Genomic DNA, 17,932 nt, shown 5'->3' on the forward strand with positions numbered 1-17,932 from the left:
CCCCGAGCAGTGCGACGGCGATCCGTGGGCGAGTATAGCTATCGCAGGCAAGGCGTCGAGGGGGTTGCGCGCATGTTGCCGGGCTGCCCGGTACACTTGGCTTTTGCCGCGGCCCCAGGTACCCATGACGCAGCCTTTTACCGTCGCCATCAACCCCGTTGCCTTTGGGCTGGGGCCTATCCAGATTCACTGGTATGGGTTGATGTATCTGCTCGGCTTTCTCGGTTCGTGGATGTTCGGCGAGCACCGTCGACGGCAGGGGCGGTTGCCGGTAAGTCGCGATGCGTTTGGCGACTTGGCGTTCTACGCCATGATGGGTGTGATTATCGGTGGCCGGGTGGGCTACATGCTGTTCTACACCGACATCCATTGGATCTGGACTGATCCGCTGGCGCTGTTTCGCCTGTGGGACGGCGGCATGAGTTTCCATGGCGGCCTGCTCGGTGTGCTGGCGGCCGGGTTATGGTGGTCGCGTCGGCATCAGCTCCATTTCTTCGATACGGTGGATTTCGTCGCGCCACTGGTCCCGATCGGGCTGGGGCTTGGCCGGCTGGGCAACTTTATCAATGGCGAACTGTGGGGCAAGCCGAGCGAGTTGCCGTGGGCGATGATTTTCCCCAACGCGCGCGAACAAGATTTACAGTTGGCGAACGGTGATCCGCTGTTGGCGCAATGGATGCAGCAATTTCACGGCTTGCCGCGGCATCCTTCCCAGCTTTACGAGATGGCGCTAGAGGGCATAGTGATGTTCCTGGTGTTGTGGCTGGTTTCGATGAAGCCACGACCGCGCTACATGATCTCCGGTCTGTTCGCGCTTATGTATGGCTGTTTCCGCTTCGCGGTCGAGTTCGTTCGGCTGCCTGACGTGCAACTGGGCTATCTCGCCTTCGGCTGGCTGACGATGGGGCAGATTCTCTCGCTGCCGTTGATCGCGGTCGGCTTGTTGCTATTGGCTATGTCGCGGCGCGCCCCCACGTTGCCGCTGGTAGTGCCGGTCGAAGCGGCTACGACGGAACAGGGCAAGGTTTAAGCGATGCGCGCCTATCTCGATTTGTTACAGCATGTGCTCGATCACGGCACCGAAAAAGCCGATCGCACAGGTACCGGTACGCGTAGCGTATTCGGCTGGCAGATGCGCTTCGATCTGGCGCAAGGTTTTCCGCTCGTCACCACCAAGAAATTGCATCTGAAATCGATCATCCACGAGCTGATCTGGTTTCTGCGCGGCGATACCAACACCGCCTATCTCAAAGAGCACGGCGTCAGCATTTGGGACGAGTGGGCCGATGCTCACGGTGAGCTTGGGCCGGTATACGGCAAGCAGTGGCGCGCCTGGCCCAAGGCCGATGGCGGTACAGTCGATCAAATAAGCTGGCTGGTTGAAGAGATTAAGCGCAATCCCGATTCGCGTCGGCTGATTGTCAGCGCGTGGAATGTCGGCGAGTTACCGAAGATGGCGCTGATGCCATGCCATACGTTGTTTCAATTTTACGTGGCCGACGGCCGCCTGAGCTGCCAGCTTTACCAGCGCTCCGGCGACATTTTTCTCGGCGTGCCCTTCAATATCGCCAGCTATGCGCTACTGACCCAGATGATCGCCCAGGTTTGCGGATTGCAGCCGGGTGACTTTGTGCACACGCTGGGCGACGCACACCTCTATAACAATCACGTCGAGCAGGCGCGGCTGCAACTTACGCGCCAACCATCGCCACTGCCGAAGTTGCAGCTCAACCCCAAGGTGGGCTCGATATTCGATTTTCGCTACGAAGACATCGCTATAACCGATTACACGCCACAGCCGGCCATTAAAGCGCCGGTGGCCGTTTAAGCGCGTAAAATTCGATGCTATGGGGAAGGCCGCTCGGTCTTGCCTGCTGCTCTTTTGTTAATGATGAATCTAGGATTTTCATGGCTATTTCGCTGATTGCCGCGCTGGACGAAAACCTCGCTATTGGCCGTAAGGGCCAACTGCCGTGGCATTTGCCGGACGACTTGCGCTGGTTCAAACAACTGACGGTCGGTAAATACATCTTGATGGGCTACAACACCGCTGTGGCGATCGGTCGCGCGCTGCCGGAGCGCCAGAATCTGGTGCTGTCGCGCAAGCACGAAGCGCCGTTTCCAGGCCAGCGCACTGTGCGCTCAGTGCTGGAGGCGCAGGCGCTTAGCGACGGCACCGGGTTGATGGTGATCGGCGGTGGACAGGTTTATGCCGAGGCGTTGCCATTGGCTCGGCGGCTTTACTTAACCTGGGTGAATGCGGCTACCGAGGGTGCCGATACCTTTTTCCCTGGCGTGCATTTCAGCGACTGGACCGAAGTGTCGCGTGTGCACCACAAGAAAGACAAAGAGCACGTCTACGACTTCGACATGGTCGAATACATCCGCGGCAACTGATGCCGGCACTGATGCATGTGATGGCTGGCGTCATGCTCGACGCCAGCGGCCGTGTGCTGTTGGCGCAACGTCCACCCGGCAAGCATCTCGCCGGGTTATGGGAATTTCCGGGCGGCAAAATCGATCCGGGCGAGGTGCCTCTGGCTGCGTTGGTACGCGAACTGCGCGAGGAGTTGGGTGTCGATGTCGACGCCGCGACAGCCGTGCCGTTGATCCGCATACCCTGGCGCTATGGCGATCGCGATTTGCTGCTCGACGCCTGGCAGATTGATCGCTGGCAGGGGCAGCCGTTGTCGCTGGAAGGTCAGGCGTGGCAATGGATCGCCCCGGATCACGTCGACCCCGCCATCCTCGCGCCGGCCGATCGACCTATTCTGCAGGCTCTGCGATTACCGTCGCGCTATCCCATTACACCGGCTGATGTTGAGCTTTCGGCTTATCCGCTATGGCTGGCTCGTTTGAGTCAGGCGATAGAGCGGGGCGAGCGGCTGCTACAACTGCGGCTGCCGCTATGGCCGGTTGAAAGTGTGCGCGAGTTGGCGAGCGCATTGCTGCCATTGGCGCGACGCTGCGGGGCATCGCTGCTGCTCAATGGCGATATTGAAGGCGCGCGTCAACTTGGCTTAGGTGTCGGCGTGCAACTGCAGACGCGTCAATGCCGCGAGCTATCCGAACGCCCTCTGCCCCTGACACAGCTCGTGGGCGTTAGCTGTCATAACGAAGCGGAATTGGTGCAGGCCTCACGCCTACAGGCCGATTTCGCGATGCTGTCGCCGGTAGCGGTGACGGCCAGTCATCCTGACGTGCCGCCCTTGGGTTGGTCGCGATTTGGGCAGTTGGTAGAGCGCGCTGCCTTACCGGTTTATGCGCTGGGCGGCATGATGCCGGTGGATGGTGACAGGGCGCGTGATGCAGGTGGGCAGGGTGTGGCGGGGATTCGTGGGTTCTGGTGATTTGAGCCGAGAGCGTCAGAGAGGTGAGGTTTTGTCGCTAGTCCGTACCCCTCCCCAACCCTCCCCTGCAGGCAGGGGAGGGGGCAGGTAGATGGGCTCGGAGACTTTGAGTTGGCTCTTAGGCGTGCCGCGCCAATGCCAAATAGCTCGCATGCAAACTGGCAACCGCCGCCTCTAGCGCTGCCCTGTCGCCGCTGTTGTCGATGATGTCATCGGCCAAGGCCATGCGCCGTTCGCGGCTGGCTTGTCGATCGAGCATGCGTTGCGCCAGCGTCGTGTCGATTTGGTCGCGGTGGATAAGACGATCGAGCCGGGTGCTATCAGGTGCATCTACCAGCAGGATGCGATTGACCCAGCGATAGTGCTCGATGTTTTCCGTCAACAGCGGAATCGCCAACAGGCAATAAGGGCCGCGGTCTGTCCGGGCATGGTCTTGCAACCACTGCCGTACCCGTGGATGGATGATGGCCTCCAGCGTGAGCCTGGCATGGTCATCCGCGAAGATACGTCGACGCATCGATGCGCGATCCAGTTGGCCTTCGGCATCGAGTGCTTCAGCGCCGAAGGCCTCCACGATAGCCCGCAAGCCACCGCTACCGGGCGCGACCACCGCGCGAGCGGCGATGTCGGCGTCGTAGACGGCAATACCATGCGCCTCGAAACAGTGCGCTACCGCACTCTTGCCCGAGGCAATGCCCCCAGTCAGTGCGATGACGTAGCTAGGGTGTTCTGCAGTCAACGCAATCCGGTCCATTGCATATAGGTTTGCAGCAGGCTGTCGCCAGCGATAAACCAGACCCAGCCCGCGGCGGCAATAAAGGGGCCGAACGGCATGGGCACGTCACGGCCATGTTTACGCAGGGCAATCAAACCGCCGCCGACCAGGGCGCCGATCAGTGAAGACAGCAAGATGATCGGCAGCAGTGCCGTTGGCCCCATCCAGGCGCCCAAGGCGGCCAGCAATTTGAAGTCGCCATACCCCATGCCCTCCTTGCCGGTGAGCAGTTTGAACAGCCAGTACACGCTCCACAGGCTTAGATAGCCGATCGCGGCGCCGATAATGGCTGCGGTTGAACCAGCGAATAGCGGTAGCAGGCTGAGCAGCAAGCCCAGCCATAGCAAGGGAAAGGTCAGTTGGTCAGGCAGTAGCTGCGTGCGGAAATCAATGCCGGCCAGGGCAACCAGCGTCCAGGTGAAGGTCAGCCCGGCCAGGGCCGGCCAGCCGATGCCGAACTTCCAGACAATCGCCGCACTGAGCAAGCCAGTCAGCAATTCGACCAAGGGGTATTGGATTGAAATGGCTGTTTGGCAATAGCGGCAGCGCCCGCACAACAGCAGCCAGCCAAACAGCGGGATATTGTCCAGCGCCGACAGCCGATGCTTGCAATACGGACAATGCGAAGGCTCGCGCACAATGCCCGGCGGCAGCGGCGATTCATCATCGGCCTCAAGCTCGAGCACGTCGCGTGCTTCGCTGCGCCAGCTCGCCGCCATGCGCTCAGGCAGGCGCAGGATCACCACGTTGAGAAAGCTGCCTACAAGTAAGCCGAGCACGCCAGCTATGGCGGTGCAGACCCAGGGGGAAAGTTCGAGCATGCGCGGTCCACGGGCGTAAAACATAAGCCCTCTGAGTGAGGGCTTGGGGCCAAGAGCTTACATCGTGCCAGCAAGCTTGAAGATGGGCAGGTACAGAGAAATCACCATGCCACCGACTAGAACGCCAAGGATGACCATGATAATCGGCTCGAGCAGGGTAGACAGCGTGTCGACTGCGTTGCTGACTTCTTCTTCATAGAACTCTGCGACCTTGAACAGCATCTTATCTAAGGCACCAGATTCCTCACCGATAGCGGTCATCTGCACGACCATGTTCGGGAATAGTGCGGTCTGGCGCATCGCCAGTTGCAATTGATGACCAACGGATACGTCTTCCCGCATTTGTCGTACTGCGTCACCGTAAACAATGCTGCCGGTAGCACCCGCGACGGCATCCAGCGCCTCGACCAGTGGTACGCCTGCGTGGAAGGTGACGCCCAGTGTTCGGGCGAATCGGGCGATGGCCGACTGATGCAAGATATTGCCGATCACCGGCAACTTCAGCATGACGCGATCAAGAAAATGAGCGAACTTCACGGAGCGCTTTTTTGCCATAACCAGGGCAACAACGCTGCCAATGATCACTGCGATGACTAAGAGCCACCAATGTTGCATGAATTGAGATGCGCTAACGACAATTTGGGTCGGCAGTGGTAATTCAGCGCCTGCATCCTTAAATGTCTTCTCAAACACCGGCACTACAAACAGCAACAAGATCATGCTGACCAACAACGCGACGACTAGAACCATAATGGGGTAGAACAGCGCCTTCTTGATCTTGCTTTTGATGGCCTCCATGCGCTCCTTATAGGTCGCTACCGTATCCAGCACGGTATCGAGTACGCCTGCTGACTCGCCGGCGTGAACCAGGTTTCGATATAGCTCGTCGAACTGCACTGGATACTTTGCCAGTGCTTCATGCATGGATGCGCCACCCTCAATGCCCTGTTTCACATCAATAAGGATGTTCTTGAAGCGAATGTTCTTTTGACCACTGGCGATGATGTCGAAGGCCTGCACCATTGGTACGCCAGAAGCCATCATGGTGGCGATTTGGCGGCTGAAGATGGCTACATCACGCGGTTTGACCGAGCTGCCAGTGGCGCCAAACAAGGGTTTGCCACGCTCGCGCACTGTCTGCGGGTTCATGCCTTGGCGGCGTAGCTCAGCTTTGACCAGCGAGGCATTCTTCGCCGCCATCTCGCCCTTCATACGCTTGCCGCGCTTGTCCAGCGCCACCCAGTCGTAAGTAGTCAGCGCACTGACTTCGGCGCGTTGAGCGCCCAACGTGCGCGTGTTTTTTGCGATTGCGGTAGCCGTGGCCATACGTGAGTTTTCCCCCGGTGGTTCTATCCGGCTTGGTTGTAAGGCCCCGCCGGCATGATTTCTCGCAGCTTATGTCATTACACCGGGTCAATCCGTGGCCTCGAACGCAGGTTCGATGCTACGGCCGTCCCAGATCTGTGATTACCCTCTCCCCTGGCAAGCTTAGGAGAGGGGTCTTAATCCTTGGTTACACGATCGATTTCAGCAAGGCTGGTTACGCCGTTTTTGGCCTTAAGCAGAGCGGACGCGCGTAGATCGTTGACGCCGGCTTTGCGGGCCACCTCGGCGATCTGCAGCGCATTGCCTCCTTGCAGCACGATCTTCTGAATATCCTCCAGCATGGGCATGACTTGATAAATACCCACGCGCCCTTTGTAGCCCTCATTACAGCTATCGCAGCCGACTGCCTCGTACAGCGTCAGCCCCGCGTCGATATCTTCCTGAGTGAAGCCAGCGGCGAGCAATACCTGCGGCGGCAGGTCCATTGGCTTCTTGCAGTCGTGCAGGCGGCGCGCCAGTCGCTGCGCGATCACCAAGGTCACCGATGAGGTGATGTTGTAGGGCGCGATACCCATGTTCATCAGTCGCGCGATGGTCTGTGGCGCATCGTTGGTATGCAGGGTAGACAACACCATATGACCGGTCTGCGCGGCCTTGATGGCAATTTCGGCGGTTTCCAGGTCGCGGATTTCGCCGACCATGATGATGTCCGGATCCTGGCGCAGAAACGAACGCAGCGCGGCAGAGAAGGTCATGCCGCGCTTGACGTTCTGCTGCACCTGGTTAACGCCTTCCATGCGGATTTCCACCGGATCCTCCACCGTCGAGATATTGCGTTCGGCGGTGTTGAGGATATTCAGCGCGGTATACAGCGATACGGTTTTACCCGAGCCGGTAGGGCCGGTGACCAGCACCATGCCGTAGGGCTTGTGGATGGCATCGAGGTAAAGATTCTTCTGTATTTCCTCGTAGCCCAGCTTGTCGATACCCATTTTGGCCGAGGAGCCATCGAGGATGCGCAGTACGATCTTCTCACCGAACAACGTTGGCAGCGTGCTGACACGAAAATCCACTGCGCGACTCTTAGACAGGTTGAGCTTGATGCGGCCATCCTGCGGGACACGACGCTCGGCGATATCCAGCCCCGCCATCACCTTCAGGCGAGACGAAATTCGCGGTGCCAGCTTCATCGGCGGGCTGGCGACGGCACGCAGCATACCGTCCATGCGTAGACGGACGCGGTATTGGCTCTCGAACGGCTCGAAGTGGATATCCGAGGCGCCACGGCGAATTGCATCTACCAGGATTTTGTTGACGAACTTGACCACCGGGGCTTCGTCGCCCGCGGTGGCGTCGATACCGCTTGATTCTGCCTCGTCATCCCCTCCTTCAAGCACCAGCTCATCCAGGTCGCCGCTGCCCATCTCAGGCATGGCGTTACTCATGGTGTTGAGTACGCTCTCGATCACCCGAATCAGCTGCCCGCGTTCAACCAGGATCGGCTCGACCATGCAGTTGGAATTGAACTTGATCTCGTCCAGCGCATGCGACTGCATAGGGTCGGCGATGGCGACAAACAGCCGCTTGCCGCGCTTGAACAGCGGCAGGGCCTTGTGTTTGTTGATCAGTGCCTCACTAATCAGGCCTAACGGCATGCTAGCGGTGTTGAGCGCCGACACGTCCATCATCGGCATGCCGAACTCGGCTGAAGCGATCTGGGTCAGTCGTGAACTGTCGACCAGATTGTGGTCCAGCAGCCAGGCGGCCAATGATGTCTTTTGTTGGGTGGATTCCGTAACGGCACGGCGCACATCGGCTTCCGGCAGTATCCCCTCGGACACCAGCCTACGCGCCATGCCCGATAGGCCGGCCAGCGACACTTGCAGTTGCGATGACATAGTTATTGTTGTCCAGCCCCCCGACAGGCATAGAATTTACCCCAGTTGGAGCGACCGGTCATCCATACTCGGTCACAGATCTTCCTGGAGTGACCTAGCGCACAGTGTTTGTGGCTGTAAGTAGTGCGTCGCAGCAGAGGCGGCGACTCCGGCTTGAGCGCGTTATGATTCTTCGTCTTATCGGGGAATTACCTTGAATCGCTTAAGCATCATCTTGCCTGCCAAGAACGAGGCGGGGGCTCTCGCCAGCCTGCTGCCACGCCTGCGTGCGGCCCAACCAGGGGCGGAAATCATCGTGGTAGACGATGGCTCCACCGACGATACGCGGGCCATTTGCGAGAGCAGCGGGGTGACCTGCCTGTCTTCGCCGTATTCGATGGGGAATGGCGCTGCGATCAAGCGCGGTGCGCGGGCGGCGGTGGGCGAGATACTGATTTTTATGGATGGCGACGGTCAGCATGATCCCGCCGATGTCGCGCGTTTGCTGGAACGTTTGGAGCAGGGCTACGACATGGTGGTCGGCGCGCGCGACTGGGGTAGTCAGGCGGGCGTAGGCCGTGGTGTGGCCAATACGATTTACAACTGGCTTGCCACCCGTATGACAGGTCATGTCATCGCTGATCTCACGTCGGGTTTTCGTGCGGTGCGTGCGGACAAGTTTCGCGAGTTTCTGCACCTCTTGCCCAATGGCTTCAGCTACCCGACGACCAGTACGATGGCGTTTTTCCGTAGCGCTTATCCGGTGGCTTATGTGCCGATCAAGGCCGCGAAACGGGTTGGCAAGAGTCATATCAAGCCGTTTAAGGACGGTGTGCGTTTTTTGTTGATTATATTCAAGATCGCGACGTTGTATTCGCCGTTGAAATTGTTCGTTCCGGCAAGCGCGTTATTCTTTTTGCTCGGTTGCCTTAACTATGCGTGGACTTTCATGCACGGTGGTCGTTTGACAAATATGAGCACATTAATGTGGAGCGCGGCGGTTATCGTCTTTCTGATAGGGCTGGTTTCCGAGCAGATCACAGCATTGACATATCGCCGTCATGACTGATGGTTCCAGTGGATTGCGTCGTCAATTAAGGCAATGGCTAGCTCCTATAAGCGCTACTCCACTGCATCCGCAATGGCAGGCTGCCAGATGTGGGCGTCGAAGAAATGCGTGGATTGAAGAAAGGGCTTTCGGTTTGGTGCTGGATATCGGCTGTGCTGATGGCCAGATCCGACAGGGCCTAAGAAATATTGAAGGCTATATTGGTCTCGATTATCCAATAACAACAAAGCTATATGGCACCCGTCCCAATATTTTCGGTGATGCCAAGGCACTGGCTTTTGCAGAAAATTCATTTGATACAGTGCTTCTTCTTGATGTGGTTGAGCATCTTTCTCAGCCAGAGGCCGCGCTGCGGGAAGCTTGCCGAGTACTCAAGTTTAGTGGTCGCTTGTTGTTGACTATTCCTTTTGCCTATCCCTTGCACGATCAACCACACGACTTTCAGAGATTCACCGTGCATGGCCTCGAGTATCGGTTGCGTGAGGCGGGTTTTGAAACAGCAGTTATAGTGGAGGCGACCGATGGCATTGATGCCACTGCGGGCTGCCTGTCGATGACTTTGGCTCAAGGTGCAATTGATGCGATTTCATCCCGGGGGTGGCGGATGGTGATGGTTCCGATCGCAATCGCTCTAATTCCGATAGTCAATCTCCTAGGCTGGCTACTTTCTAAGCTGCTGCCTGCACGGAACATGATGCCCGCTGCCTACTATGTAGTAGCCCATAGACGCGGCATTCCATGAGTGCACATCAAAAGCCACGACTTCTTGTACTCACGTCGACCTACCCGCGCTGGTCAGGGGATCATGAGCCTGGCTTTGTACATGAGCTGGCGAAACGTCTGACTGATCGATTTGAGGTAATGGTGCTTGGTCCTCACGCCGCAGGAGCTGTCGTTGATGAGCGTCTCGATGGCGTTCGCGTAATCCGCTATCGATATGCTCCCGGTTTTTTGGAGACGCTGGTCAATGATGGCGGCATGGTGGCTAATTTACGCCACGCATTTTGGAAGTGGTTGTTAGTCCCCGGTTTTTTCATTGGATTGTGGTGGGCATTCTTACGTGCACGCAGAGAGTGGCGGCCGGACGTGATTCATGCGCATTGGTTGGTGCCGCAAGGCGTGGTAGCGGCTATCGCACGAAAAGATGTGCCGCTTATAGTCACTTCGCATGGGGCGGATTTATTTGCAATTTCTGGGCGTGCTTACGCATGGCTTCGTGCTTACGTCGTTGGCCGGGCATCGCGGATTACCGTGGTTAGCCAGGCTATGCGTCAGCGCCTGAGGCAGGAGATACCTGCCGCCGATCCGCTAGTCATGCCAATGGGAGTTGATTTCGCCGTTCGCTTCGTGCCGGATCACCGGCAACAACGATCACGAACTGTAATCTTATTTGTCGGACGATTGGTCGAAAAGAAAGGGCTTCTCCATTTGATTGAAGCCATGCCGACGATCCTGGCAAGGCATCCACGAATACAATTGGATATCATCGGTTATGGTCCAGAGCGAAAGCGCCTTGGCGAGCGTATTGCAGAGCTTGGTATCGAAGATAGAGTTCATTTCCTTGGCGCCGTCGCGCAAGCGTTATTGCCATCCCACTATCAGCGAGCTGCAGTATGCGTGGCACCCTTCGTGGAGGCAGCTGATGGCGATCAAGAAGGGCTTGGTCTGGTCGTGGCTGAAGCCGTTGGGTGCTTATGTCCCGTAGTAGCAGGTGATGTGCAAGCTGTTTATGACCTACTCGATGCCGATTGCGCGCATATTGTGTCGCCACGTGACACGGATGCCCTTGCAGCGGCCATTGTCGATGTACTCGACCACCCTGACGCAGCGCAAAGTCGTGTTGCACACGCCCGCACTCAGATCGAGAGAAAAATTTCATGGACGGCGGTAGCCAACGGGTACGCTGACTTATTTAACGCGATAGTGATAGACAGCAAGAGTCGATGACGACTAGAACGCCGGATTGGCAAACCACCATTTGAGTTGAAAGCGAGTCATCGTGAGCCGTTCGTTGAAAATATGGATCCCCACCATCCGAGCGGGGAGCGGTGCGGACGTATTCGCCCTGCGGCTTTCGCAGGCGCTAAGACGAGCGGGACATGAGCCGCTGTTGCAGTGGTTTGATCGACGGTATGAATTCTTGCCGGAACTACTTCGGCGATACCGTAAGCCACCCGCGATCGATGTCATTCACGCCGACAGCTCTAACGCTTGGGCATTTCTGGGGCGTGACGCTCCGGTCGTAGCCACGGTACATCATCTGGTTCATGACCCCGCCTACGCACCTTATCGCTCATCATTGCAGGCGCTTCATCACCGTTTGAATATTCGATGGAGAGAGGCGCTCGCCATCAGGCATAGTGCTGCTGTGACGGCTGTATCGAGTTACGTAGCGCAGACAGTGAAAGACGTGTTTGGCCGCGAGTCCGTAAATGTGATCGGCAACTGGGTCAATAACGACCTATATACGTCGTCTCTTAATTACAGGCCAATTCAAAGCGGTAAGTTTAGATTATTGATGGTCGGTAATCAGAGTCGGCGCAAGGGCTATGATTTGCTGCCGGCGTTCTCCAAGGCGCTGGGTGCGAACTTTGACTTGCGTTGCACCGCAGGATTACGTGATGAGCGCGGCGGTTCTGAATTGCCCAACGTAAGCACTCTTGGAAAGCTGTCCGAAGAAGAGTTGATTAGTGAATACCAGCACTGCGATGCGGTGGTCTCACTGTCTCGTTACGAAGGTTTTGGCTACACCGCTTTGGAAGGGATGGCATGCGGCAAACCATTTATTGGGTTCCACACAAGCGGGCTGACAGACGTAGTTGTGGATGAGGTGACAGGGTTTTTGCTGCCAATCAACGACATAAGTGCCTTGGCCGCGCGCTGTGTGCAGTTGGCAGAGCATCCCTCGATGCTGGAGCACATGGGGCAGGCTGGAAGAGAGCGGGCGTTGAGTGTTTTTGACGAAAGCACCGCGGCTAATGCTTATGTTGAGCTATATCGAAAAATTATCAGCGTCAACTCGTAATTTTTAATGGTGTCTACATTGCCTTCAATCATCACGACCATTATTCCAACTTTTCGGCGGCCGGCATTGCTCCGGCGAGCCATTACTAGTGCTCTGGCGCAAGACGGCGTCAGTCTCACTGTGCATGTTTTCGATAACGCGTCAGGCGATGAGACGCGCAGCTTAGTCTCGGAACTGGCTGCAGATGATCCTCGACTGCGTTATCAAGAGCATGAGCGAAATATCGGAGCAACTGATAACTTTGAGTTTGGGTTCAAGAGTGTGGAGACACCATTTTTTTCGGTTCTTTCCGATGATGACTATCTGCTTCCCGGCTTTTATCAGCACGCACTAGATGATTTTGCCAAGCATCCTGAAGCGATATTTTGGGCTGGCATGACGCTGCAGGTCGACGAAAAGGGCGATATTTGGGATGTACGGACCGATCAATGGCCGATCGATGGCATGTTTCTGCCGCCGGAAGGCTTGATGGTCATGATGCATGGTAAAGCACCAATTTGGACTGGTATCGTATTTAGGCGTGAGATACTTGATCTCATTGGGCTCCCAGATCGAGAGGCGCTTGGTCCATCGGATCTGGACTTCATCCTAAGGGCCGCCGCGTCTTATCCATTTGTTCTGCGCAAGTATCCGGCAGCTGTATTCACGCTCAACTCTGCGTCATACAGCGCAACGCAACCGTTGTCGTCATTCTGGCCGGGCTGGCAAAAGATGTTACTCAATCTCGAAACCAACACCAGCTTGGATGGGCGTGTCAAAACTGAGGCTCTGGCTGCGCTTCATCAGGATGCGCGGCGCATGCTGTTCCGACGTGGCGCAAATGCTTTATCGGCAGGGCGCTATGATTTTACGCTTGGCGCTGCGGCAGCCCTGCATACGTACTACGATCAGCGTGGCCGCGCATGGATGCTGAGGACTTTAGCAATCGCTTGCGCGCGACTCCCATGGCTGCAACGTGTATATGCCAAGGCATATCGCACTGTTGAGCATCTTTTAGTGAAATCTCGTACAGATCTGAAGCCACGCTTTGGTCATTTGATCAGGCGATCTTGATTTGTTGTATATCGGGTTGTCAGTTGCATTTTCTCGGCCATATGGAATGCATTAGTTGCTGTTTTATATGTTCTCGCGCCATCGGCGCGGCCAATATTGTTATCAGCAATGTTGTTGCACTCGCGAGCGCCAGTAGAAAAAAACTCGCTAGGTTTCGCGATAGTGTAGGTATCAACCATCCTGCACACAGCGCGCCTGTCGCTGCTACAGCGATGGGCGGCATGGTGTCTCGTAGATACCACCTGAGCATTTCGCCACGCATAAGTCGACGATGCATTAACGGTATGCCTATGACTACAAGCCCAAGGTTGATTGCTAGTAAGAGGCATGCGGCACCAACTATGCCATGGTGACCAACGGCCCATATGCAGAAGGGAATGCCAAGGATCAGTGCGGTCAGGTTTATTCCGACCGTGAGACGTGTCCAGCCATGTGCAAGTTGTAAAGCATAGGGCAGGTTCATCATGCCATTGAGTGCTGTTCCCGCGACAAGTATGGACAGGGGCGTAGCCACCTTTGTGGCCATAGCTGCATCTCCTGTCCACAAATAGATTACGTCTTTGGAAAAGACTATCAGCATGGTTGATACAGCGGCAATTACGACGGCTAAGTACTGATTGCTCAAGTGATAGAGCTCAGTCAATGCCTTGTAATTACTCGTTGCTACCAATCGACTGTAACGCGGGTATAGCGCATTGAACATTGGTTGAATCATGCGGCCAAGTCCTGCGGCGACGCTGAGTGCCAGTGTGAAGTAGCCCAGCTCAATCAACGGGCGCATTGTCGACAATACGATACGGTCGAGTTGTGTTAGTGCAACGGATAGTGCGGTGATGACAATGAGGCCACCTGCGAATCGACCTACGTTTCGTAGCTCTTCCATTTGAAACTGTGCCCGAGATTTGCTGGTGGGCATTAAGCGCCACAGAACGAAAGCGGAAGTCAGTGATTGGCAAGCTCCCATCGCGGCATACCACCACATAAATGCACTGATGGTCGGGGATATCCAGTAAAGCACAGGCAGTACACCAACGCCGCGCAGCGTAGCGAAACCTGCATTGATCAGATTCAGTACGGGCTGGCGTTCAAGTCCGGACAGGCCGTTGGAATAAAAACTGCTCGGCCATTGCAGGGCAACAGCCAATCCCATAACAATGATCGCGTGAGCGGTTTCGGCAGGTGTCAGATTCTGTGGGCGCAGCCAGTGATGTGCTAGCGGACCGCTGGCTAGCCAGATAGTGACGGCTATGGTCGCTGCAGCAGGCCAGACTAACCATTCAAGGGTTCGTACCAAATTACTTGCGGTGTGGAACGTGTTGGCATTGTGTGACCGGCGTGCCAGCTCCCGATTGAGCACATTACCCATGCCAAGGTCGAGCAAGAGAGAAATCGACTGCAGACTGAGCATTAAGCCAACCAAGCCGAAGGCTTCCATGCCAAGTGCACGTACGTAGAGCGGCACGAATGCCACCGACATCAGTGCCATCCAGATCTGCCCAGCGTAATTGGCGAGAATATTTGTGCGTAGGGCTGGCATCGGCAGTGAACTACACGCGCCGTAAGTACCCGTCGGGGGCGACGGTAATCAACAATTTGCTCACAATGGTGGTATCGATTTCCAATGCGAGAGGCGCGCCATCGAGCGCTGTGCGCTTCTCTGCTTTGAGGCGATGCAAATACTCATGCACTGCGGTTTTCGGGTTGTTGCCCTTAGACCAGGGCCGGTCCGGAACAACGGGGTCGGGTAGATCCTCTATTAAAGTATCGAATACAACGCAATAACTGCCTTTTGTGGTCAGTGGTGCATAAGCTTCGAGCTCGGCAAGCACATGGTCGTGCGTATGGTTGGAATCGAGAATAACCATGACGCGTGAGTATCCCGATGCTGCTTGATGAACTTTGGCAATGATTTCCGGAGCGATCGATGAGCCTTCTATCATGCTAATGCGATGTGCCATAGGGTGTGCCTCGATCGCTGCACGGTTGTGCGGGCGGATATCGATGTCGATGCCGAGCACTCGGCGACGTGATGTACGTGGGTCCAGAGGCGTTCCAGCCTCGACCGCGTCACAGTAGTCGAGTAGTGCTAGCAACGATGCGCTCATGATCAACGAGCCGCCGTGTGCAATTCCGGCTTCGATAATGAGGTCGGGGCGGACCTGCCAGACCAATTCCTGTATGGCAGCCATGTCTTGTGGAAACTGAATGAGTGGTCTCCCCATCCAGTTGAAGTTGTATGCATATTTGTGCCGCGTGATCTCTCGAAGCCAGATCCGCGAGAGCGCCTGCACATCGGTATCTTGCCGAAGGCTTGCGATGTTTTCGGCGACTTCAGCTTGAAATTTTTCGATCTCGTTCATTACTTAGGAAGTCCTTCCAGTAGATTGACCTTGGGCAAATACAGTCGATGCCTTTAGGGCCGACATTGGCTACCAGGTCGAGTGCCGAAACGTATGGTGTGAACTCGCCGTGGAGTTGTGGATAAGGGGCTTTTGTGTAGTCCATATATCTGACACGCACGCCAGCTTGTTCGAACGCCTCATGGTCAAGATAACGGCTTGCTCCATGTCCTGTGAGATACACATCACCGCGAAGCGCGAGCACGATATCCAGGACACGGCGGCTGCTTGAACCGCCAATTTCAAGTGATTCTGAGCTATTGAAGGTACGACTGAGATCAAGCCCATAGTAACGGCACAATGCCATCAGGGACGCTTCACTGAGACCCCCTATGGTTTCGTAGTCGTTTTCATAAACTGATTCGACCAGGCTCAACATCTCGTTGCAGTAGGGGGCCTTGGCGTACGCCTCGGTCAGGAGCTGCATATGCTCCTGGCGCCAGTTGCGCTGATTGTTGATTCTCACTTCGTTGATGCGTTGCCCTAGCCGTAAACCTAGCAGGGGCACACTAAGCCATTTTATTTCCCGTGCCGTCTTGACCTGCACGCGGTTGACGAAGCTTCCCTTAGAGAATTGGACATCCGGGTAGTGGACAAAAACATCGGCCGCACGAACCTGTTCAAGCATTCCGATCCAGGGAAACAACATCGGTTGGGAGATGACGACAATCATTCGCCTAAAAACCGTTCCATGATAAGCACGCTTTGGTGTTGATCGCCGACGCGGAAATGCTGGGTCATAGTGCCGACTTCGCGATAACCGCTCTTTCGGTAGAACGCTATGGCTCGTGCATTGTCCGCGAGCACCTTCAACGTGAGCTTGCGTACGCCTAGTGTCCGATGGAGATACGAGTCTAGAAGTTGGCAGGCTTCGAGGGCCGAATGGTTTCCATGTGCTGCCGGGGAGAAGCAGATGCCTATCTCGCCTACACCATGGAAGCTGTCGATGTTTGCCACTTGAAGATAGCCAAGCACAGTGTCATCGGCGCGTGCCGCAGCTACGAAGAAAACCATGTCGTCACGCGATGATCGTTCGATCAGCCATCGGCGGACTCTCTCAATGGAGTTCGGTTTCGCTTGGCTCATCAGCAACGCTTGTAGCTCGACATTGTTGCGGAGTACGGCTATTGCCTCGAGGTCGGACTCGCGCCACTCACGGAGTACCAGTTGGTCACCTTGTAGCATGGGTATTCCTCATAGGTAGAAATAATCCAGCTTTCGATGCGCTAGTGCGGGGATGTCGGAAATAATGGCTTTGGCATGTGCTGGGTTGAGGCCTACAAGTACGGTGTTTATATCGGCAGGCAGTTTGTCGGGCGCAAGTATGGGGCGTGCGTTGAATTCCTTACCTTGAAGGTATGGATTCTGGTCGAGATGGCAGATAACGCGATCCGGGTGGGCCAAGCTGGCCGAGATGAACGCACCATAGAATCCGGCCCCGTAGATGACAACCTTGTCATCGTCGGTCAGATCGGTTTCGTATGCACGTACCCTAGCCGCGGCACCGCGCCAGAAATCGGCGAGTAATGAGAGTTCGGTACACGTATGCTCGATATCCGAACGAGATATGTTTGGTGTTATGGCTGTAATACTGAAGGGCTTTCTTGCCACGATCACAAAGGCGCCGCGATGTGTTCGCTCGTCGATCTCTTGCAGTTCTAGTCCAGCATTGGCCAATAGCTGTTTGAGTGACGTAGGCGTGAAATGATTGCAATGGTCAACCACAATAAAGTCGGCGATATTGCTCAGTACGTTAGGGACGATGCCATAGAACACGCCGCCTGGTTTGAGCAGGCCGGCAATGTCGCACATGGTTTCCAGGACGGTCGGGATGTGTTCTAAGGAAAAGAACGAGGTCACGACATCAAATTGCGCAGCCCATTCTGGTTTTGTTTGGTTCACTGCCCAGTTATTTGAGTCTACGAATTTCTCCCAGAACGGGATGTAGCGTTTGCTGACATCAAACAGGTGCGGCCTTACTTTCGCGGGCGTGGCGCATAGCGCTTGAATTGTAGAGCTCTTGGCGCAGCCGTAATCGAGCAGATCTACGTCTTGCTCGAAGCCGAGCTTTTCAAGCAGGGTATTAACCTGATGGTCGGTTCGGTAGATGGGTTTGCCGTCGCGGACTTCGTAGATCTGGTCTTCTTCTTCGCTGCCAACCAAGATGTCGTATTGCGTGTCGTAGTAGATCTCGACGTTGGTCATGGCCTGGGTTTGCAGGTGGCCGCAATTCTGAC

Annotated in this window: 18 protein-coding genes; 9 read left to right on the forward strand and 9 right to left on the reverse strand. The window is 55.9% G+C overall.

The window, feature by feature from the left end; all coding sequences use genetic code 11:
• Positions 1–124: 124 nt before the first annotated feature.
• From lgt to DVJ77_RS05925, 4 genes are all read left to right on the forward strand, one after another.
• A complete protein-coding gene (gene lgt / locus DVJ77_RS05910; protein ID WP_114844540.1) occupies positions 125–1,030 on the forward strand; it encodes a prolipoprotein diacylglyceryl transferase in 906 nt (301 codons plus the stop codon).
• A 3-nt stretch (positions 1,031–1,033) separates the two neighbouring features.
• Positions 1,034–1,828 (forward strand): thymidylate synthase, encoded by a 795-nt coding sequence (locus tag DVJ77_RS05915; protein WP_114844541.1) that lies wholly within the window; start codon positions 1,034–1,036, stop codon positions 1,826–1,828.
• 80 nt (positions 1,829–1,908) lie between these two features.
• Positions 1,909–2,397 carry a dihydrofolate reductase gene (locus DVJ77_RS05920; RefSeq protein WP_114844542.1) on the forward strand — a complete coding sequence of 163 codons (489 nt, stop codon included), beginning with the start codon at positions 1,909–1,911 and terminating at the stop codon, positions 2,395–2,397.
• A complete protein-coding gene (locus DVJ77_RS05925) occupies positions 2,397–3,350 on the forward strand; it encodes a Nudix family hydrolase (protein ID WP_318530903.1) in 954 nt (317 codons plus the stop codon). Before DVJ77_RS05920 ends, DVJ77_RS05925 begins: the two co-directional genes overlap by 1 nt.
• Before the next feature lie 118 nt (positions 3,351–3,468).
• On the opposite strand, the gene coaE is transcribed toward DVJ77_RS05925, so the two are convergent.
• The 4 genes from coaE to pilB form a co-directional block, all read right to left on the reverse strand.
• Positions 3,469–4,089 (reverse strand): dephospho-CoA kinase, encoded by a 621-nt coding sequence (gene coaE, locus DVJ77_RS05930; protein ID WP_225427840.1) that lies wholly within the window; start codon positions 4,087–4,089, stop codon positions 3,469–3,471.
• Positions 4,086–4,946: a prepilin peptidase gene (locus DVJ77_RS05935; protein WP_114844748.1), complete on the reverse strand. Its 861-nt coding sequence runs from the start codon at positions 4,944–4,946 to the stop codon at positions 4,086–4,088. The genes coaE and DVJ77_RS05935 overlap by 4 nt, the downstream gene beginning before the upstream one ends.
• Before the next feature lie 57 nt (positions 4,947–5,003).
• Positions 5,004–6,272 carry a type II secretion system F family protein gene (locus tag DVJ77_RS05940; RefSeq protein WP_114844544.1) on the reverse strand — a complete coding sequence of 423 codons (1,269 nt, stop codon included), beginning with the start codon at positions 6,270–6,272 and terminating at the stop codon, positions 5,004–5,006.
• 176 nt (positions 6,273–6,448) lie between these two features.
• The gene (gene pilB, locus DVJ77_RS05945) at positions 6,449–8,170 is read right to left on the reverse strand and encodes a type IV-A pilus assembly ATPase PilB (RefSeq protein WP_114844545.1); all 1,722 of its coding nucleotides are present in this window, start codon (positions 8,168–8,170) and stop codon (positions 6,449–6,451) included.
• A 193-nt stretch (positions 8,171–8,363) separates the two neighbouring features.
• Between pilB and DVJ77_RS05950 the strand changes: the two genes are divergently transcribed.
• The 5 genes from DVJ77_RS05950 (at position 8,364) to DVJ77_RS05970 (ending at position 13,296) form a co-directional block, all read left to right on the forward strand.
• The gene (locus tag DVJ77_RS05950) at positions 8,364–9,218 is read left to right on the forward strand and encodes a glycosyltransferase family 2 protein (protein ID WP_114844546.1); all 855 of its coding nucleotides are present in this window, start codon (positions 8,364–8,366) and stop codon (positions 9,216–9,218) included.
• Positions 9,211–9,960, forward strand: a complete 750-nt coding sequence (locus tag DVJ77_RS05955; protein ID WP_114844547.1) for a class I SAM-dependent methyltransferase — start codon at positions 9,211–9,213, stop codon at positions 9,958–9,960. The genes DVJ77_RS05950 and DVJ77_RS05955 overlap by 8 nt, the downstream gene beginning before the upstream one ends.
• Positions 9,957–11,165, forward strand: a complete 1,209-nt coding sequence (locus DVJ77_RS05960) for a glycosyltransferase family 4 protein (protein ID WP_114844548.1) — start codon at positions 9,957–9,959, stop codon at positions 11,163–11,165. The genes DVJ77_RS05955 and DVJ77_RS05960 overlap by 4 nt, the downstream gene beginning before the upstream one ends.
• 64 nt (positions 11,166–11,229) lie before the next feature.
• Positions 11,230–12,243, forward strand: coding sequence for a glycosyltransferase family 4 protein (locus DVJ77_RS05965; protein ID WP_162791382.1), 1,014 nt, complete (start codon positions 11,230–11,232; stop codon positions 12,241–12,243).
• A gap of 18 nt (positions 12,244–12,261) precedes the next feature.
• Positions 12,262–13,296, forward strand: coding sequence for a glycosyltransferase family 2 protein (locus DVJ77_RS05970; protein WP_162791383.1), 1,035 nt, complete (start codon positions 12,262–12,264; stop codon positions 13,294–13,296).
• A gap of 19 nt (positions 13,297–13,315) precedes the next feature.
• On the opposite strand, the gene DVJ77_RS05975 is transcribed toward DVJ77_RS05970, so the two are convergent.
• From DVJ77_RS05975 to DVJ77_RS05995, 5 genes are read right to left on the reverse strand one after another with little or no spacing between them, the layout of a single operon-like run.
• The gene (locus DVJ77_RS05975; RefSeq protein WP_114844551.1) at positions 13,316–14,833 is read right to left on the reverse strand and encodes a lipopolysaccharide biosynthesis protein; all 1,518 of its coding nucleotides are present in this window, start codon (positions 14,831–14,833) and stop codon (positions 13,316–13,318) included.
• A 10-nt stretch (positions 14,834–14,843) separates the two neighbouring features.
• Entirely contained in the window at positions 14,844–15,656 is an 813-nt protein-coding gene (locus tag DVJ77_RS05980; RefSeq protein WP_114844552.1) for a cephalosporin hydroxylase family protein, read from the reverse strand.
• Complete coding sequence (locus tag DVJ77_RS05985) at positions 15,628–16,368, reverse strand: WbqC family protein (RefSeq protein ID WP_114844553.1); 741 nt, start codon at positions 16,366–16,368, stop codon at positions 15,628–15,630. The genes DVJ77_RS05980 and DVJ77_RS05985 overlap by 29 nt, the downstream gene beginning before the upstream one ends.
• Positions 16,365–16,880, reverse strand: coding sequence for a GNAT family N-acetyltransferase (locus DVJ77_RS05990; RefSeq protein WP_114844554.1), 516 nt, complete (start codon positions 16,878–16,880; stop codon positions 16,365–16,367). The genes DVJ77_RS05985 and DVJ77_RS05990 overlap by 4 nt, the downstream gene beginning before the upstream one ends.
• Before the next feature lie 9 nt (positions 16,881–16,889).
• Positions 16,890–17,900, reverse strand: a complete 1,011-nt coding sequence (locus tag DVJ77_RS05995) for a class I SAM-dependent methyltransferase (protein ID WP_162791385.1) — start codon at positions 17,898–17,900, stop codon at positions 16,890–16,892.
• Positions 17,901–17,932 lie beyond the last annotated feature (32 nt).

Origin of the sequence: Dyella tabacisoli, assembly GCF_003350925.1 — a bacterium.
In the GTDB taxonomy this organism is placed as follows: Bacteria; Pseudomonadota; Gammaproteobacteria; order Xanthomonadales; family Rhodanobacteraceae; genus Dyella_C; species Dyella_C tabacisoli.

Coding starts and splice junctions, on each gene's coding strand:
- lgt (WP_114844540.1), top strand. CDS start 125: ATGACGCAGCCTTTTACCGTCGCCATCAACCCCGTTGCCTTTGGGCTG.
- DVJ77_RS05915 (WP_114844541.1), top strand. CDS start 1,034: ATGCGCGCCTATCTCGATTTGTTACAGCATGTGCTCGATCACGGCACC.
- DVJ77_RS05920 (WP_114844542.1), top strand. CDS start 1,909: ATGGCTATTTCGCTGATTGCCGCGCTGGACGAAAACCTCGCTATTGGC.
- DVJ77_RS05925 (WP_318530903.1), top strand. CDS start 2,397: ATGCCGGCACTGATGCATGTGATGGCTGGCGTCATGCTCGACGCCAGC.
- DVJ77_RS05935 (WP_114844748.1), bottom strand. CDS start 4,946: ATGCTCGAACTTTCCCCCTGGGTCTGCACCGCCATAGCTGGCGTGCTC.
- DVJ77_RS05940 (WP_114844544.1), bottom strand. CDS start 6,272: ATGGCCACGGCTACCGCAATCGCAAAAAACACGCGCACGTTGGGCGCT.
- pilB (WP_114844545.1), bottom strand. CDS start 8,170: ATGTCATCGCAACTGCAAGTGTCGCTGGCCGGCCTATCGGGCATGGCG.
- DVJ77_RS05955 (WP_114844547.1), top strand. CDS start 9,211: ATGACTGATGGTTCCAGTGGATTGCGTCGTCAATTAAGGCAATGGCTA.
- DVJ77_RS05960 (WP_114844548.1), top strand. CDS start 9,957: ATGAGTGCACATCAAAAGCCACGACTTCTTGTACTCACGTCGACCTAC.
- DVJ77_RS05975 (WP_114844551.1), bottom strand. CDS start 14,833: ATGCCAGCCCTACGCACAAATATTCTCGCCAATTACGCTGGGCAGATC.
- DVJ77_RS05980 (WP_114844552.1), bottom strand. CDS start 15,656: ATGAACGAGATCGAAAAATTTCAAGCTGAAGTCGCCGAAAACATCGCA.
- DVJ77_RS05985 (WP_114844553.1), bottom strand. CDS start 16,368: ATGATTGTCGTCATCTCCCAACCGATGTTGTTTCCCTGGATCGGAATG.
- DVJ77_RS05990 (WP_114844554.1), bottom strand. CDS start 16,880: ATGCTACAAGGTGACCAACTGGTACTCCGTGAGTGGCGCGAGTCCGAC.
- DVJ77_RS05995 (WP_162791385.1), bottom strand. CDS start 17,900: ATGACCAACGTCGAGATCTACTACGACACGCAATACGACATCTTGGTT.